We start from the raw sequence: 17,011 nt of genomic DNA on the forward strand, positions 1-17,011 counted from the left end.
TCCCCCCCCCCCCGGGCCTCAAAACCCCCCTCCCCAGCCCTTGTTTTTATACCCACCCCCCCAAAAAAACCCCCCCCCCCGGCCACGCGGGGGGCCCCGCGGAGGAGAGCCGCCCCTCCCTGTCGGCTCTCCTCCTTGATCCGTCCTTCTGGGCCGACTGGGCCTCCGTCGCCGGCCTGGTCGGCCTCGTCATCGTCTTCGGCCTCAGTCAGCCAGTCTTTCTCAGCGTCGCCAATTTGCAGGCCCTGCTCCTGGCAGCGGCGATCCTAGTCGTGCTGTCGATCGGCCAGACCTTCGTCGTGGCGACCGCCGGCATTGATCTTTCGCTAGCCGCAGCTGTCATGCTGGGGGCAATCATCCTCGGCCTCGTCAACGCCGCCGGCTACGGCATCTTCCTCGCCTGTGTGCTGGCTGTTCTTGCCACCAGTGCGGTGGGCTTCCTCAACGGCGTTCTCATTACAGCCGGCAAAATTCCCGACTTCGTTGTGACGCTCGGCACGCTTTCGGGCGTCACCGGCCTCGGCCTCATCCTGTCGGGCGGTGAGCCGACGATGGTCGGCTCGACCTTCCTGCTCAAGCTCGCCTCCGGCTCCTTCGGACCGTTCGGCTATCCCGTCTGGGTAGCGATCGCAGCCGTCATCGTCGCGCATATCGCGCTCTACCACACCCGCTTTGGCGTGCATCTGCTGGCCACCGGCGGTCAGGTCGAAAGCGCTGGCGCGCTCGGCATCCGCACCAACCGAGTCAAGATCGCCGCCTATACGATTTCGGGCTTCTGCGCCGGCATTGCCTCGCTGCTTCTGGTGGCGCGCATCGGCTCGGCCGAACCGCAGATCAACACCAGCCTTCTGCTCAATTCGGTGGCGGCGGTGGTCCTCGGCGGCGTCAGCCTGTTCGGCGGCCGCGCCAGCATTCTTGGGCCGGCGATCGGCGCGCTGATGCTCACCGCGCTGGTCAATGGACTGACGCTGCTCAGCGTTTCAGCCTTCTACCAGCCGCTCGCCGTGGGTGCCATCGTGGTGCTGGCCGCCCTGATCATGCGGTACCAGAAATGAGCGCCGTCCATCATATCCCGCCATCCGACGCGATCCTGGCCTGCGAGGGATTGAGCAAGCATTTCGGCGGCATCCGCGCCTTCACCGACGTCGCCTTCCAGGCTCGCCGCGGCGAGGTCACCGCGGTCATCGGCGACAACGGCGCCGGCAAATCGACGCTGATCCGCTGCCTGGTCGGCGTGCATGTGCCGGATGGCGGCCAGATCTTCTTCGACGGCCGGCCGCGTCCCTTCGCCAATCCCGACGAGGCACGCAAGGCCGGCATCGAGACGGTGCACCAGAACCTGGCGCTGATCGACGAACTGACGGTGGCGCAGAACCTGTTCCTCAACCGCGAGATCGTGCGCCGGATCGGGCCCATCGCCCTGCTCGATCGCAAGGCGATGCGAGAGCAGGCGCGCGCCATGCTGTCGCGCCTGTCGATCAACATGCCTTCGGTCAACCAGCGCGTGCGGCGTCTGTCGGGCGGGCAGCGGCAGGCGATCTCGATCTGTCGCGCCGCTGGCTCCGGCGCCAAGCTGGTGGTGATGGATGAGCCGACGGCGGCACTCGGCGTACAGGAAACCGCCAATGTCGAGGCGCTGATCCGGCGCCTGCGCGAGCAGGCGGTGAGCGTCATCCTGGTCAGCCACAATTTCGATCAGGTGCGACGCCTGTCCGACCAGATCTGGGTGATGCGGGCGGGACGGATGGTGGCGACCGTGCGTTCGTCGGAAACCACCGGCAACGAACTCGTCGCGCTTGTCACTGGCGCGGCCTAGAGCCGGATGATTTCAGGTCAAGTCGACCTGAAATCTGAATCAGGCTCTAAATCAAAGAGATAGAGCCTGATGTCGTCCGAAAACCGCTTCACACTTTTCGGCATCATGCTCTAGAAGCCGCCGACCCGGTCGGCCTGTCACGAATTGATTGTTTCAAAAGGGGAGTTTGCGAGTGGCGATAATCCGTGTCGGACTTGTGGGTCTTGGCGAGGTCGCGCAATCGATCCATCTGCCTGTATTGGCCGACCAGCGCGACCGCTGGCTGATAGCGGGCGTCTATGACGTCTCGCCGAGCCTGGTGGCACTGTGCTCGTCCGAGTATCCAACCGCCACGGCCTTCGAAACGGCCGAGGCGCTGATCAACTCCTCCGACATCGACGCGGTCTTCGTGCTGTCGTCCGATGACACCCACAGCCGTTTCGTCCGCGCCGCCGTAGCAGCCGACAAGCACATCCTCCTGGAAAAGCCCGCTTGCCTGACGGTGCGCGAGATCGACGAATTGCTGGCGCTGACGACGAACTACGCCAAGACGATCTTCGTCGGCTACATGCGCCGCTATGCGCCGGCCTATCTGGCGGCGAAGGACGAACTGCCCGACGCTGCCGACATCACGCATGTGCGCATCTTCGACCTGATCTCCGAGGGCCGACATTTCCTGAAGAAGAGCCAGAACATCCTCTATCCCACCGACATCGACCCGGTCCTGCTGGCACGCGGCGCCAGCGAACGCGACGCGCTGATCCGCGAAGTGGTGGGCGCCGATGCGCCCGCCGATCTCGTGCGCGCCTATCGCGGCCTGACCGCGCTCTCCTCTCATCATATTTCGGCGATGCGCGGGCTCATCGGCGAACCGGTCCGCGTGCTCGCCGCGCACCGCACCAATGGCGGCGCCAACACCTCAGTGACCTTCGACTACGGCCATTTCGCCTGCCAGTATGACGCGGTGGTCGACGATCTCGGCCTGTTCGACGCCATGATCGAGGTGCGCTCGAATACCAAACGGATCCGCATCATCTACGACACGCCCTATATCCGCAGCCTGCCGACGCGGCTCGAAGTGACGGAAGCCGGACCGCTCGGACCCGTGACCAGGATGTTCGGGCCGCTATATGGCGACGCTTTCTCCAACGAGCTGGAGGTTTTCCACCGCCATATCACGGACGGCACGAAGCCGCTGACGGACCTCGCCGATTCACGCCGTGATCTCGCTCTGATGGCGGAGATTATCGCGCGGATGAAGGAGATTGGCGATCGCTGAGGCTACCGCCTACTTCCCGCAGTGGTGATCGTTGATCTTGTTCAGCGCGTTCGCGTCGGGCCCGACCCGGTGGTAGGAGCAGGCTCCTGCGGCTGTCGTGAACAACTGCTGGTCATAATAGCGCGGGCCGCCGAACAGGATGTCGATGATGTCGCCTTCAGCGGGAACGTAGCGTTCAGGATCAGCCCGTTGGTCGCGACTCCCAGCGAAGGCCGAGGCGGACGTGCAGCAGACTACCCCCAAAACGAGAGCGCGGATCGCAAAGCGTTTTGTCGTCATCGGCAATCACCTTCTGGCCGTTCAGCGTCTCACCATACATCCAAAATCGCCAGCCGAGCAAAAGTTCCCCGGACCGTCCGAGGCGGCGGCGAAAAACCTGCCATCCTTGCCGATCCCCGCCTGTCACAATAGGTTTATCCTGCGGCGCTAGGGAGAGCGTTCTCGCATCCGGCGCTCAGCCGGACCCGCCTTTTACACTAAATCAGTCTCTTCACACCAAGTGGGGTTTTCCATGCGCAAGATCATTCTCGCCGCCATGTTTCTGGCATCCGCCGTCGCAGGCGCTTCGGCTGCCGACGGCAAGCTGGTCGTCTACACGAGCCAGCCCAACACCGACGCACAGCAGACCGTCGATGCGTTCATGGCGAAGTATCCCGCAGTCAAGGTCGAATGGGTGCGCGATGGAACGCCGAAGATCCTGGCCAAGCTGCGTGCCGAGATCGAGGCCGGTCAGCCGCAGGCGGATGTGCTTCTGATCGCCGACGTTGTCACCATGGAAGGCCTGAAGAAGGAAGGAAGGCTGCTCGCCTATCCCGAGGCCGATATCTCCGGTATCGACGCCGCCCTCTACGACAAGGACAAGACGTATTTCTCGACCAAGCTGATCACGACCGGCATTGTCTACAACACCAAGGCGCCCTTCGTGCCGGCGAGCTGGGAAGACCTCACCAAGCCGGGGGCGAAGGGCCTTGTCGCGATGCCCAGCCCGCTCACCTCGGGTGCGGCGATGATCCACACCGTGACGCTGACCGGCAATCTGCCGGAAGGCTGGGACTATTACGGCGCGCTCGCCAAGAACGGCGCCCAGGCAAGCGGCGGCAATGGCGACGTCCTGAAAGCCGTCAGCGGCGGCGATAAGCTGTTCGGCATGATCGTCGACTACATGCCCATCCGTGAAAAGGCCAAGGGCGCTCCCGTCGAATTCGTCTTCCCCAGGGAAGGCGTCTCGGCCGTCACCGAGCCGGTCGCTATCCTGTCCACGGCCAAGAACCCCGACGCTGCCAAGGCCTTCGTCGATTTCCTGCTGTCCAAGGACGGCCAGGAGGCCGCCGCCAAGATGGGCTATATTCCGGCACGCGCCGACATTGCCCTGCCGGCCGGCTATCCCGACCGCTCGTCGATCAAGGTGCTGAGCTACGATGCAGCCGCCGCACTCGCCAACGACGCCGCCAACAAGGAAAAGTTCGGCGCCGTGATGAGCCAGTAGCCGGCTGAGCAGCCAGCGGTGTCTTCCGCGCAGGACATCCTCCCAGGGCAACGTGCGTCGGCGCGACGCGGACACATGTCGCGGGCCACACCGGGGTTTCGCGCATCGGTGCTCGCCGTCCTGCTGGTCATCGCTCTGCTCAGTCTGCTGCCGATGGTCAGGCTTCTCGTCGCGGCCGTCGCGCCGGGCGGCGAGCTCGACTTCGGCGCATTCGCAGAACGCCTGGCCAAGCCCGCTGCCTTGCGGGCGATGTGGCATACGCTGGATACTGCCTTTTTCGGCGCCGTGCTGGCGGTTTGCCTCGGTGGCCCTTTCGCCGTCGCCGTCACGATGACCGACCTGCCCGGACGAAAGCCCCTCGGCTTCCTGCTTTTACTGCCGCTGATGATCGCGCCGCAGGTTACCGCTCTGTCGTGGCTGCATCTGTTTGGCCCGTCCAGCACGCTTCTCGGCATGGTCGGCATGGCGCCACCGCCGGGAACACCCAATCCAATGCTTGGCCGCAACGGCATCATCCTGCTTTACGCCGTCCAGCATGCACCGATAGTCTTCATCACGCTGCGGGCCGGGCTTTCCCGGATCCCTCGCGATCTCGTCGAGGCTGCCAGGGCCTCCGGCGCCAGGCCGTTATCGGTGCTATGGACCATCGTCCTGCCGGTCGTGCGTCCGTATATCGTGGCCGCAGCGGCACTTGCCTTCGTTTCGGGAGTCGGCAATTTCGGCATCCCCGCTTTGCTCGGAATGCCGGTCAACTATCTGACGCTGCCGACGCTGATCTATCAGGACCTGTCGAGCTTCGGGCCTGGTGTCCTGCCGCAGATCACGGCGCTGTCGGTGCTGGTCGGAGTACTGGCGCTGGCCGGCGTTGCTTGCCAGTCGTTGGTCCTGCGTGGCGCCGCGCACCGCTTTACTTCAGGCACGCCGGCGCGGTTCGAGCTTGGGCGCTACCGACTGCCGCTCGCCGGCCTTGGCTGGCTGGTGATCGGTTTCATCCTTGTGCTTCCGGCTTGCGCGCTACTGGCGACGTCGCTCGTCCCGTCGTTCGGCGTGCCGCTTGGCTGGGAGACGATGACCGCGTCCAACTATGCCGAGGTTCTGATCCGCCAGGCTTCGACCGTTCGCGCCTTCCGCAATTCCCTTCTTTTTGCCGGTAGTGCCGCACTGATCCTCGCCATCGGCGTCATACCGGTGACCGCGGTGCTCGAACGGCTCGGCCGGCGCTGGCAGCGCCTCCTCGGCGGTGTCGTCGACCTGCCCTATGCCGTCCCCGGCGTCGTGCTTGCGATAGCCTGCATCCTCTTGTTCCTGCGCCCGCTGCCGCTGATCGGCAGCCTCTATGCAACGGCATCGATCATCGTTGTCGCCTATGCGATGCGGTTTTTCACGCTTGCCTTGAAACCGGTGGCGACCGCGGTCGGACAGATTTCACGCGATCTCGACGAGGCGGCGGCGGTGTCGGGAGCCGGAACCCTTCGCCGGCTAGTGACGATAACCGCGCCGCTTGCGGCACCCGCTGCCGTGGCCGGCGGGCTGCTCGTTTTCATGAGCGCCTTCAATGAGCTGACGGTCTCGGCCTTGCTCTGGTCGAGCGGCAACGAGACGCTTGGCGTGGTGCTGTTCAGCCTCGAGGAAGCAGGTTTGGGAACGCAGGCAGCCGCGATCGCCGTTTCCACAATTGCCGTTGTCGTCGTCCTGCTGCTTGTGCTCGATCGGTTCGGACGGCGACTTCCATCAGGCGTCTTGCCCTGGCGCTAAGAAGGCTCAGAGTCTGGGATAATCCAAGCATCCGAGACGGCGACATGCACGCTCTGGCCGACTGCAACTGCCTCGGTATTGTCGATCAGCAATTCCTGTCCTTTCGCTGGCAAGGCCAGCCGCACCTCATGAACCGGGCCTCGATAGATGCTGTCGAGCACCGTCGCCGGCATGCCCTCAGGTGAAATCCGCAGCGCTTCCGGCCGCAGCAGGATATTGACCGGTCCGGACGATATCCCGGCGCTTCGCGCCGCAAAGCGATGTCCTGCAACGTCGACCGTTGCGATTCCCTCGGCATGATCGATCACCATCCCCGCAACGATGGAACCGCGCCCGACAAAGCCGGCAACCGTGGCATTGGCCGGCGCGCGATAGACCTCCCGCGGCGCCGCCGCCTGCAGCACCCTGCCTCGGCTCATAATGGCAACGCGGTCGGCCAGTGCCAGGGCCTCGGCCTGGTCGTGGGTGACATAGACGACGGTGGCGCCGGTGCGGCGATGGACGTCGCGAAACGCGCCGACCATCGATGCGCGCAAATGCATGTCGAGATTGGCGAGCGGTTCGTCGAATAGGATGATCCTGGCGTCGGCGACCAGGCAGCGCGCTAGCGCCACGCGCTGACGCTGGCCGCCGGACAGTTCCTCGATGCGGCGGCCTTCAAATCCTGCGAGCCCGACGACGTCGAGAACAGCGCCGACACGGCCGGCGATTGCGCCCCGCTCGACATGCCGGGCCCTCAACGGATAGGCGACGTTTGCCGCGACATCCATATGGGGCCACAGCGCATAGGACTGGAAGACGACCCCGACGCCGCGCGCTTCCGGCGGCACCTGCCGCTGCGGATCGGCCATCAATTCCTTGCCGAAGAAGACGCTGCCGTCGCTGGGTGCCTCGAAGCCGGCGATCAGCCTCAGCATCGTGGTCTTGCCGCACCCGGAGGGGCCGAGCAGCGCGGTGAAGGAGCCCGCCGCGAAGTCCAGCGAAACGGCGTCAAGTGCTGCGGTTTCGTTGAACCGCTTACTGAGACGCTCCACCTTGATTTCGCTCATGCTTTACCCATTGGCGTATCAGTGCGCCTCGCGCCGGTTATTGCGCAACCAGCGCGGCCCAATGCATGTCGCGCAAAAGTGCGCAGCGGTTTTGCGATAACCACATGCATACAAAAAGACCTTAAAGCGCGTCGCGTGAATCTCATCAATGCGACGCGCTTTAAGGTGGGCAATACGTTGGAAATTCGACCCTGACAATGACGGCAGGACTGACGCCCGTGCTTACTGCGCCGTCCAGCCGCCATCCATCGGCAAGGCCGTTCCGGTGATCTGTTTGGCTGAATCCGAGCACAGGAACAGCGCCAGCGCAGAAAGCTCCTCGACGGTGACGAACTCCTTGGTCGGCTGTGCCGCGAGCAGCACATCATGCTTGACCTGCTCCTCGGTCATGCCGCGCGCCTTCATCGTGTCGGGAATCTGCCTTTCGACCAGCGGCGTCCAGACATAGCCGGGCGCGATCGCATTGACGGTGATGCCGTCGAGTGCCGCCTCCAGTGCCACCGTCTTGGTCAGGCCTGCTATGCCGTGCTTGGCCGACACATAGGCTGATTTGAACGGCGAGGCGACCAACGCGTGCGCCGACGCGGTGTTGATGATGCGACCCCATTTGCGCGCCTTCATACCGGGCAGCACCGCCTTGATCGCATAGAAGGCGGCGAGCAAATTGATACGGATGATGGCTTCCCATTTGTCATCAGGGAATTCCTCGATCGGCGCAACATGCTGGATGCCCGCATTGTTGACCAGGATGTCGAGACTGCCGAAGGCCTCCTCGGCCTCGCGTACCATGGCGCTCACCGCTGCCCCGTCCATCATGTTGGCTCCCGAATAACGGCATTTGACGCCGAAGTCCGTTTCGATGCCGGCGCGCTCCTGCTCGATGGCGGCTGCGTCGCCCAAGCCATTGATGGTGACGTTGGCGCCTTCGGCGGCGAAGGCTCGGGCGATGCCAAGGCCAATGCCGCTGGTCGAGCCGGTGACGAGCGCGTTCTTCGAAGACAGGAAACCCATGATGATCTCGCGACAGGTGGGAGGAAATTGAGGAATGGCTTTGTGCGCCGCAACATGACAATGCCACAGCCATGTGTCGGCGCGATTACAAGGTTGCGACGGCGTCAGCAGCCCTGTTCGAAGGGCCTGTCAGACGGCTGACACGGCATTGTCATGGTGCCGTGCAACACAAGCCGGTGCGCACTTGCGCAGTCTTTTCCTCGACCAATGGGGCACCAGCTTGGAAATCGCCGACGTCGTGAAGCGCGCCTATGCGATGCCGCTCACCAATCCGTCCTTCCCGCCCGGGCCCTATCGTTTCTTCGACCGCGAATATGTCATCATCACCTATCGCACGACGCGCGAAGCCTTGGAGGCGGTGGTGCCGGCGCCACTGGAGATCGATGAGCCGGTGGTCAAATACGAATTCATCCGCATGCCCGATTCAACCGGCTTCGGTGACTATACCGAGACCGGCCAGGTCATCCCTGTGCGCTACAAGGGTGAACACGGCGCCTATGTCCATTCCATGTTTCTCGACGACGACGCGCCGATCGCCGGCGGCCGCGAGCTCTGGGGTTTTCCGAAGAAGCTCGCCAACCCGAAGCTTGTGCATGAGGGCGAGGTGGTGGTCGGTACGCTGCATTATGGCAGCGTTCTGTGCGCCACCGGCACGATGGGCTATAAGCACCGGCCGGCCGATCATGACCAGATCCTCGCCTCGCTTGCCCAGCCCAATTTCCTCATCAAGATCATCCCGCATGTCGACGGCACGCCGCGTATCTGCGAACTGGTGCGCTATCATCTCACCGAGGTGACGTTGAAGGAGGCCTGGACGGCACCGGCGGCGCTCGATCTCCGGCCGCACGTCATGGCCGACGTGGCGCGCCTGCCCGTGCTCGACATCGTCTCGGCCGTTCACTTCACCGCCGATCTGACGCTTGGGCTAGGCGAGGTGGTTCATGACTATCTCGTCGACCGCACCTGACCGCAGAAACCATTCGGAGGCAAAGCCGTGCTTGAACGCAACCGCAAGAAGGCAATCGCCGCCACCATCGAGGAAATCTCGGCGCAATACGACCGTGTAGCGCTGGTGTTTCAGGGCGGCGGTGCACTCGGCGCCTATCAGGCCGGTGTCTACCAGGCGCTTGCTCAAGCCGGCTGCGAGCCGACCTGGCTCTCCGGCGTGTCGATCGGCGCGATCAACGCATCGATCATCGCCGGCAACGAGCCGGGCCGCCGGCTGGAGCGGCTCGAGCAATTCTGGCAGACGATTTCGGGGCGCAAGATCTGGGCCTATACGCCCGAGGGCGACATTTACCGCGATATCCGCAACCGTACCAGCTCATGGATGACGATGACCATGGGCCAGCCTGGCTTCTTCAAGCCGCGCCACCCCAACCCGTGGTTCGAGCAGCCGGGTGCTGAAGGCGCCACCAGCTTTTATGACACGGCCGAGTTGAAGGAGACTTTGGAAGGGCTGATCGATTTCGATATCCTCAACGACGGCAAGAAGCGGCTCAGCGTCGGTGCGGTCAACGTCAGAACAGGCAACTTCGTCTATTTCGACACCGAGAATGTACGCATCGGGCCCGAGCACATAATGGCGAGCGGAGCACTGCCGCCGGCCTTTCCGCCGGTTCGTATCGAGGGTGAGTATTACTGGGATGGCGGCATCGTTTCCAACACGCCGCTGCAATATCTTCTTGATCAGGAAGAGGACCGCAGCTCGCTGGTGTTCCAGGTCGACCTGTTCAGCGCGCGTGGCGCCTTGCCGCGCGGCATGGCCGATGTTCTGTCGCGGCACAAGGACATCATGTATTCGAGCCGCACGCGGCAGAACACCGACAATTTCCAGCGCATCCACGCTCTGAAGATGAAGCTCCTCGATGCGCTGAAACGCGTCCCGGCCGAATTGCTTAAGGAAGGAGAGAAAGAGCTGATCGCGGACTATTCGGATGCCGGCGTGGTCAACATCATACACCTGATCTACCAGCACAAGGGCTACGAGGGGCACGCCAAGGACTACGAATTCTCGGGCACCTCGATGCGCGAGCACTGGGAAATGGGGCTCGAGGATACGCAGCGGACGCTACGCCATCGCCAATGGCTGGTCCTGCCGACCAATATCGAGGGCGTCGCCATCTACGATTTGCACCGCGACGATCCGACCTGACGTCGCGCAAAAAGCCTGCCTGCGGCTGACCCGAGGGTGCGCTGCGATTTTGGTTTAGGATGGAAAGTCTTCGCTGGACCGGAGCGGACGAGAAACCGCCGGCCGGACCGGCTATGATGGAATTCCTCGATTTACCCAGCAATTTCCAGCAAGGAGGATACCAGCAACCGACGTTCGTCATGTGAGAGCACGTCCGAGTCGAAGAGGTTCATGCTGCGAAGCCCTTCGATAGCGAGGTAGCAGACAAGCAGCGCCTTGAGATCCGGCGTCTCTCCCTTGAGCCGCTCGAAAACTTGCCGCCTGAAGGATTTTATCGGGGTCAGAAAATCGGGATCTTCGGCGATTGCCGAAAAGATCCAGGAGGCCGACGGTTTCGATTCCTCGGCATGTTCGGCCGAAAGCTTGATGTAAGTCGCAAGCGGACTTTCACCGGTGGCGCCGGCCGTGCGGGCGGATTCCAGCGCCCGCTCGAAGGCGCGCAGATAATCCTCCACCAGCGCCTGCATCAGTTTGGCCTTGGTCGGGAAATTGTACAGCAAGCCGCCTTTCGACACGCCGGCTCGGCTGGCAACTGCATCCAGTGACAGGCTGCCAGGGCCCGACTCGCGCGCTACATCAGCGGCAGCGGCGAGAATCTTCTGACGCGAATTTACTCTGCGGGCTTTCATCAATCGCTCCCCATACATTAGCTTACGCGGAATTGACAAGACCGTCCAGACGGTACAGTAAGAGCGCCATCATTTGAAATCGGGACCAGTCACAGCTATGTGTTCCGGTCATCCGACCGTTATGCCGGGCCGTGGCCAAGGGGACTGTTCGTGATCAAGCGCTTCATCATCGCCTTCATTCTGCTCGTGCTGGTGTGCGGTGGCATCGTCGGCTTCAATTTGTTCCGCGACAATGCAATGCAGCAATTCTTCGCCACGATGAAACCGCCGGCCGCGACCGTGTCGACCACAATTGTCAAGCCGACGAACTGGATGCCGGGCGTCGAGGCGATCGGTACGGTCAGTGCGGTCCGCGGCGTCGACTTGACCGTCGAGACCGCCGGCATCGTCAAGAACATCCTGTTTCACGCCAATCAGAAGGTTGAAGCCAATGCGGTTCTCCTTCAGCTCGACGATGCCGCCGAACGCGCCGATCTCGATGCGACGAAGGCGCAAGCAGCGCTAGACCAGACGGCGTTGACGCGCGCCCTCGAATTGCAGAAACGCGGTGTCGGCTCGGAATCGACGCTCGACTCGGCGCGGGCCGCCGCATCGGCTTCCACTTCGCAGGTCAACAGGCTGCAGGCGGTGCTCGAGCAGAAGCTGCTGACCGCGCCCTTCAGCGGCACCGTTGGTATTCCAAGGATCGATCTCGGCCAGTATCTCTCCCCCGGCACTTCCGTAGCGACGCTGCAGGATCTGGAGACGATGCGGGCCGATTTCTCCGTTCCCGAACAGCAGCTTCCGCTGCTGAAGATCGGCCAGACGGTGCGGCTGGGCGTTGGTGACGGCGAGCTGCCGTTCACCGGCACCATCCGTGGTATCGACCCGAAGATCGACCCGACCAGCCGGTTGGTGACGGTCAGGGCCGAGGTCGCCAATCCCGAAGGCAAGCTGACCCCTGGCCAGTTCGTGCAAGTGCGCGTCGAACTGCCTGAGGAAAACAACGTACTGACGCTGCCGCAAACCGCGCTGACCTCAAGCCTGTACGGTGACTTTGTCTTTGTGGTGCGTCCGGCGAAGCCAGCCGCGACCAATGGCGCCGCCCCTGCTGCTGCGAAGCCGGAAGAAAAGCCCGCCACGGATACTGCGAAGCCCGCGGCCGAAGCGCCCGCGGCAAAACCCGAGGAAAAACCGGCGGCTACCGCGGCCGAACCGACGGCGGAAGAACAGAAGCCGCAGCTCGTGCTCGCCCAGGTGTTCGTCAAGCCCGGCCGCCGCAACGCCGGCCTGGTTGAAATCCTGGAAGGCATTCAGCCCGGCGACGAAGTCGTTACCGCTGGCCAGAACCGGCTCTCCAACGGCATGTCCGTTGCCGTCGACAACACGATCGACCCGACCAAGCCGGCAAACCAGCAGGCCCAGCAATGAGCTTTTCCGACCTCTTCATCCGCCGCCCGGTCCTTTCGACCGTGCTCGCCTTGATGATCCTGCTTTTGGGTTTCCAGGGCATCTTCAACCTTTCGATCAGGCAGTATCCGGAGGTTGAAGAAACGGCCATCACGATCACCACGGCCTATCCCGGCGCCAGCGCCGACCTGATCCAGGGGTTCATTTCCGCGCCAATCGCCCGTGCCGTCGCTTCGACCGAAAACATCGACTATGTCACGTCGGCGAGCCGGCCGTCCTCCAGCACCGTGACGGTGCAGATGAAGCTTGGCTCCAACCCCGACGTCGCGCTGAACGAAGTCTTGTCGAAGGTGCAAGGCGTGCGCGGCGATTTGCCTGACGAGGCCGAAGACCCGGTGATCGTCAAGGGCACCGGCGAGCAGTTCGCGATGATGTATATCTCGATGCAGAATCCGAACATGACGCCCGAACAGCTCACCGAATATATCGAGCGCGTCGTGCGACCGCGCATGTCGACGGTCGAGGGTGTCGCCGACGTACAGATCTTCGGGGCCGCCGAATATTCGATGCGCATCTGGATCGATCCCATAAAACTGGCGGCGCGCGGCGTGACGGCGGCGGAAGTGCTGACCGCCATCAACGAATCGAATTTTCTCTCCGCACCCGGCAAGACCGAAAACGAATACGTCGCCTCCTCCATCACCGTCCGCTCGACGCTGCAGACGCCGGAGGCCTTCGCCGCCCTTCCGCTCCGCTCGAACAACGGCAATGTGGTGAGGCTGCGCGACGTGGCGCGGGTCGAACTTGCCGCGGCGAACACCGACACCAGGGTGACTTTCAATGGCAAGCCCGGCATCTTTCTGGCCATCTTCCCGACGCCGGCTGCCAATCCGCTGACGACAGCGGAGGCAATTCACGAAATTGTGCCGACAATCCAGGAGACGCTGCCGCTCGGCATGACGATCGAGATCGTCTACGATTCGACCGAGCAGATCAGCGCCTCGATCGAGGAGGTGTTCAAGACCATCGGCGAGGCGGTCATCATCGTCATCGTCGTCATCCTGCTCTTCCTCGGCTCGTTCCGATCGGTGTTGATGCCGATCGTGACCATTCCGCTGTCGCTGATCGGGGTCTGCTTCCTGCTGTTTACGCTGGGTTATTCGATCAACCTTTTGTCGTTGCTGGCCATGGTGCTGGCGATCGGCCTCGTCGTCGACGATGCCATCGTGGTGGTGGAAAACATTCACCGCCACATGGAAGAAGACAACATGTCGCCGATGCAGGCGGCCTTCAACGGCATGCGGGAGATCTCGTCCGCCGTCATCGCCATGACGATAACGCTCGCCGCCGTGTTCGCGCCGCTGGCCTTCACCGGCGGCCTGACCGGCGCGCTATTTCGGGAATTCGCGGTGACGCTTGCCGGCTCGGTGGTGATTTCGGGTATCGTCGCGCTCACCATCACGCCGATGATGTCGGCACGCATCCTGAGGGCCGGCTCGCACAGCCGCTTCCAGCGCATTGTCGACAGCACGTTCGGGCGCGTCGAGAACATCTATGAGCGGCTGGTCAGCGGCTCGTTGAAATATCGCCCGGTGACGCTGATGATCGTCGTCGCCCTGGTCGCCACGACCGGCTTCATGTTTACCAAGACCGCGAGCGAACTGGCGCCGGAGGAAGACCAGGGCTTTCTGCTTTCGCTGGTGACCGCACCGCGCTACGCGACGTCGGACTATACCGAGAGCTACGTCAATCAGATCCTCGGCTTGGTCGACGACCTGCCTGAGACGCGGGCACGGTTCTCGGCAGTCGCCTTCGGCGGCGGCCAGACGAACAGCGCTTTCGTCGGTTTTGCGTTCAAGGACTGGGCCGAGCGTACGCGCAGCTCGAAGGAACTCCAGGAAGACATCACGGGCCGTCTCGGAAAGGTGGCGGGCGTCGAAGCTTTCGTCTTCGCACCGCCGACGCTGCCCGGCTCCGGCGGCGGCCTGCCGATCACGATGGTGGTGCGCTCGACCGGCGAGGCCTCCCAGGTTTACGAGGCGGCCGAGGACATCAAGAACAAGGCACAGGCCTCCGGCCGGTTCCTGGTGGTGCAGAATTCGATGACTTTCGATGCGCCGCAAGTGACGGTGACGATCGACCGCGACCGCGCCGCGGCGCTCAACCTGCCGATCGCCGACATCGGCCGGACGCTGACGCTCCTGGTCGGTGGCGCCGAAGTGGCGCAATTCGACCGCGAATCCAACAGCTACGACATCATCCCGCAGGTGCCGCAGAACTTCCGCGACAATCCCGAAAAGCTGGCCGAGTATTTCGTGCGCAGTGCGTCCGGCGAGATGGTGCCGCTCTCGGCGGTGGTGAAGATTTCGAACAACGCCTCGCCGGCGGTGATCGAGCAGTTCAACCAGTTGAATTCCGCCACGATTTCCGCTCTGCCATTGCCCACCGTCACCACCGGCGACGGGCTGAAAACCATCGAGGACATCGCCAGGGAAAGCCTGCCCGACACCTTCTTCATCGACTATACCGGCCAGTCGCGGCAGGAGAAGGAACAGGGCTACACGATCATCGTCGCCTTTGCAGCAGCCGTTCTCGTCATCTATCTGGTGCTGGCGGCACAGTTCGAAAGCTTCCGCGATCCGTTGATCATCATGATGTCGGTGCCGCTGTCGATCTTCGGCGCAATCGTGCCGCTCAATCTGGGGCTGGGAACGCTCAACATCTACACGCAGGTCGGCCTGATCACGCTGATCGGTCTGATCACCAAGCACGGCATTCTTCTGGTCGAGTTCGCCAACCAGCAGCGCGAACTCCACGGGATGCGGCGGCGCGATGCGATCATCGCCTCGGCCAAGGTGCGTCTGCGGCCGATCCTGATGACGACGGCGGCGATGGCGCTCGGCGTGGTGCCGCTGATCATCTCCAGCGGCGCGGGTGCTGCGGCACGCTATTCGATGGGCCTGGTGATCTTCACCGGCATTTTGGTCGGAACCATGTTCACCCTGTTCGTGGTGCCGATGTTCTACACCTTCATCGCCAGCAAGGACCTGCCGCATCACGCCGAGAAGCCGGACCCGAAGCTGATGCCGGTGCCAATTGATTGATTAACGAAAAAGGCCGGAAATTCCGGCCTTTTTCTTGAGCGATGATGTCCGACCCGGCATGTGTTTGCACCGGCGGCGGATCGTCTTTGGCTATTTATTTGACGATGACGATCCGGGTGTTGGCCGGGCCGAAAATCTCGACAAGCTGGTAGAAATCGGCGGCATTGGCCGGGTGCAGCCGCACGCAGCCATGCGAGGCCGGCTGTCCCAGGCGCTTGACGAAATTGGTCGCATGGACGGCGTAGCCGCCCTTGAAGAAGACCGAATGCGGCATCGGCGCATTGTCGTATTTCCTCGAATACCACATTTGGTGCATGCGGGTCGGCTTGAACGAGCCAGTCGGGGTGACATACCCCTTGCCGCCGGTCGAGACCTTCCACGCGAAAGTCGCCCGCCCGTCGACCAGGACTTCCATCGTCTGCTGCGAAAGCGAAATCCGCGCCACGATCTGATTGGCGGCCCGACTGGTCGCATGGGCAACGCTGTTGCCGGCGCCGAGCAGAAGAACCGCACCTGTGACGGCAACGGCAGCGATGTTGATGAGCTTGGCGGAAATGGCAGTGTACATGAGATCCCCCTGTCTACCGGACATGGCCGGCTCCAATTCGATGACCGGCTTATCGTTGGGTGATGTTTCGAATTGATTTCGTATCGCAGCCATTTGTGTTTCGGATCTGTTTCCTCTGGTTAACAGCCGGGAAGCCTGTCCCGAGGCGCGTCCCAAGCTGGAACCGAGGACAACGCCGCCAGCTCGGACCAGCGAAAAGATACAGTCATCGCCAAACGAAAGCGCGATCTTCCCTCATATGAAAGAAATTTGACTTGCCTCGAAACCAATTTGCAACCAAGCGCGCGAGCTGGCGGCATGATCTGGATACAGGCCGCCCGCAGAGTTGACCCAACGAGAACAGCCGGCACAAACGAAGATGAACCTGCAATCGAGCGCAACATCCTGGCTTTTCGGGATAAGCATAGCCACAGCGATCGTTGGCGGCGTTGGCACCCTAGCCGGCGGCCCGACGACGAAGCTTGCGGGGATGACTTCAGGCGAAGTTTCGACGCTGCATGCCGCACTGTTTTTCGCCACGGTCTGGATCGTATCCAGCCTGCGCATTAACCGGCTCAAGGCCCTCTGGCGGGTCGGTTTTGGGCTGAAGAAGATGCGCGGCCCCTCCGGCAACTTGCAGCCGAGAGGACCGAAGGCCCCCCCCCCGCCCGGGGGGGCCGCGGGGGGGGCGGGGGCGGGGGGGGGTTGCCAGAAATGGCGCCGAAACCCCAATTTGGAAAGAAGAGGATTAAACCTAAATTTATTGGACCGGG

Annotated in this window: 14 protein-coding genes; 9 read left to right on the forward strand and 5 right to left on the reverse strand. The window is 62.8% G+C overall.

All coding sequences use genetic code 11. The features are described from left to right. The first annotated feature begins 119 nt into the window (after positions 1–119). The 3 genes from AC0L26_RS09320 to AC0L26_RS09330 all read left to right on the forward strand — a co-directional run bounded on the left by AC0L26_RS09320 (position 120) and on the right by AC0L26_RS09330 (position 3,074). Positions 120–1,055: an ABC transporter permease gene (locus AC0L26_RS09320; RefSeq protein ID WP_473632697.1), complete on the forward strand. Its 936-nt coding sequence runs from the start codon at positions 120–122 to the stop codon at positions 1,053–1,055. Next, a complete protein-coding gene (locus AC0L26_RS09325) occupies positions 1,052–1,816 on the forward strand; it encodes an ATP-binding cassette domain-containing protein (RefSeq protein WP_473632275.1) in 765 nt (254 codons plus the stop codon). The genes AC0L26_RS09320 and AC0L26_RS09325 overlap by 4 nt, the downstream gene beginning before the upstream one ends. Positions 1,817–1,988: 172 nt before the next feature. Next, the gene (locus AC0L26_RS09330; RefSeq protein ID WP_473632276.1) at positions 1,989–3,074 is read left to right on the forward strand and encodes a Gfo/Idh/MocA family protein; all 1,086 of its coding nucleotides are present in this window, start codon (positions 1,989–1,991) and stop codon (positions 3,072–3,074) included. Between the two features lie 9 nt (positions 3,075–3,083). Here the strand turns inward: AC0L26_RS09330 and AC0L26_RS09335 are convergent, their stop codons facing one another. After that, complete coding sequence (locus AC0L26_RS09335) at positions 3,084–3,353, reverse strand: hypothetical protein (protein ID WP_473632277.1); 270 nt, start codon at positions 3,351–3,353, stop codon at positions 3,084–3,086. 232 nt (positions 3,354–3,585) lie between these two features. On the opposite strand from AC0L26_RS09335, the gene AC0L26_RS09340 reads away from it, so the two are divergent. Next, positions 3,586–4,560 (forward strand): ABC transporter substrate-binding protein, encoded by a 975-nt coding sequence (locus AC0L26_RS09340; protein WP_473632278.1) that lies wholly within the window; start codon positions 3,586–3,588, stop codon positions 4,558–4,560. 75 nt (positions 4,561–4,635) lie between these two features. Then, positions 4,636–6,315, forward strand: a complete 1,680-nt coding sequence (locus AC0L26_RS09345) for an ABC transporter permease (RefSeq protein ID WP_473632279.1) — start codon at positions 4,636–4,638, stop codon at positions 6,313–6,315. Here AC0L26_RS09345 and AC0L26_RS09350 read toward each other — a convergent pair. Beyond that, a complete protein-coding gene (locus AC0L26_RS09350; RefSeq protein WP_473632280.1) occupies positions 6,312–7,364 on the reverse strand; it encodes an ABC transporter ATP-binding protein in 1,053 nt (350 codons plus the stop codon). The two genes, AC0L26_RS09345 and AC0L26_RS09350, sit on opposite strands and share 4 nt — an antisense overlap. A gap of 222 nt (positions 7,365–7,586) precedes the next feature. Continuing rightward, positions 7,587–8,375: a 3-hydroxybutyrate dehydrogenase gene (locus tag AC0L26_RS09355; protein ID WP_473632281.1), complete on the reverse strand. Its 789-nt coding sequence runs from the start codon at positions 8,373–8,375 to the stop codon at positions 7,587–7,589. Positions 8,376–8,595: 220 nt separating this feature from the next. Between AC0L26_RS09355 and AC0L26_RS09360 the strand changes: the two genes are divergently transcribed. Beyond that, positions 8,596–9,342 (forward strand): acetoacetate decarboxylase, encoded by a 747-nt coding sequence (locus AC0L26_RS09360; protein WP_473632698.1) that lies wholly within the window; start codon positions 8,596–8,598, stop codon positions 9,340–9,342. Between the two features lie 27 nt (positions 9,343–9,369). After that, entirely contained in the window at positions 9,370–10,530 is a 1,161-nt protein-coding gene (locus AC0L26_RS09365) for a patatin-like phospholipase family protein (protein WP_473632282.1), read from the forward strand. A gap of 131 nt (positions 10,531–10,661) precedes the next feature. On the opposite strand, the gene AC0L26_RS09370 is transcribed toward AC0L26_RS09365, so the two are convergent. Next, positions 10,662–11,198, reverse strand: a complete 537-nt coding sequence (locus tag AC0L26_RS09370; RefSeq protein WP_473632283.1) for a TetR/AcrR family transcriptional regulator — start codon at positions 11,196–11,198, stop codon at positions 10,662–10,664. A gap of 150 nt (positions 11,199–11,348) precedes the next feature. Here AC0L26_RS09370 and AC0L26_RS09375 point away from each other — a divergent pair, with 150 nt between their 5' ends. Both AC0L26_RS09375 and AC0L26_RS09380 read left to right on the forward strand, forming a co-directional pair. Beyond that, positions 11,349–12,608, forward strand: coding sequence for an efflux RND transporter periplasmic adaptor subunit (locus tag AC0L26_RS09375; RefSeq protein ID WP_473632284.1), 1,260 nt, complete (start codon positions 11,349–11,351; stop codon positions 12,606–12,608). Next, the gene (locus AC0L26_RS09380; protein ID WP_473632285.1) at positions 12,605–15,691 is read left to right on the forward strand and encodes an efflux RND transporter permease subunit; all 3,087 of its coding nucleotides are present in this window, start codon (positions 12,605–12,607) and stop codon (positions 15,689–15,691) included. The genes AC0L26_RS09375 and AC0L26_RS09380 overlap by 4 nt, the downstream gene beginning before the upstream one ends. A gap of 94 nt (positions 15,692–15,785) precedes the next feature. Here AC0L26_RS09380 and AC0L26_RS09385 read toward each other — a convergent pair whose 3' ends face one another. Next, the gene (locus tag AC0L26_RS09385; protein ID WP_473632699.1) at positions 15,786–16,259 is read right to left on the reverse strand and encodes a L,D-transpeptidase; all 474 of its coding nucleotides are present in this window, start codon (positions 16,257–16,259) and stop codon (positions 15,786–15,788) included. Positions 16,260–17,011 lie beyond the last annotated feature (752 nt).

The organism is Mesorhizobium sp. WSM4823, from assembly GCF_055811195.1.

Excerpts from the sequence above, each read along its gene's own strand:
- AC0L26_RS09370 (WP_473632283.1), bottom strand. The coding sequence starts at position 11,198 with ATGAAAGCCCGCAGAGTAAATTCGCGTCAGAAGATTCTCGCCGCTGCC.
- AC0L26_RS09345 (WP_473632279.1), top strand. The coding sequence starts at position 4,636 with ATGTCGCGGGCCACACCGGGGTTTCGCGCATCGGTGCTCGCCGTCCTG.
- AC0L26_RS09335 (WP_473632277.1), bottom strand. The coding sequence starts at position 3,353 with ATGACGACAAAACGCTTTGCGATCCGCGCTCTCGTTTTGGGGGTAGTC.
- AC0L26_RS09385 (WP_473632699.1), bottom strand. The coding sequence starts at position 16,259 with ATGTACACTGCCATTTCCGCCAAGCTCATCAACATCGCTGCCGTTGCC.
- AC0L26_RS09350 (WP_473632280.1), bottom strand. The coding sequence starts at position 7,364 with ATGAGCGAAATCAAGGTGGAGCGTCTCAGTAAGCGGTTCAACGAAACC.
- AC0L26_RS09380 (WP_473632285.1), top strand. The coding sequence starts at position 12,605 with ATGAGCTTTTCCGACCTCTTCATCCGCCGCCCGGTCCTTTCGACCGTG.
- AC0L26_RS09325 (WP_473632275.1), top strand. The coding sequence starts at position 1,052 with ATGAGCGCCGTCCATCATATCCCGCCATCCGACGCGATCCTGGCCTGC.
- AC0L26_RS09355 (WP_473632281.1), bottom strand. The coding sequence starts at position 8,375 with ATGGGTTTCCTGTCTTCGAAGAACGCGCTCGTCACCGGCTCGACCAGC.
- AC0L26_RS09340 (WP_473632278.1), top strand. The coding sequence starts at position 3,586 with ATGCGCAAGATCATTCTCGCCGCCATGTTTCTGGCATCCGCCGTCGCA.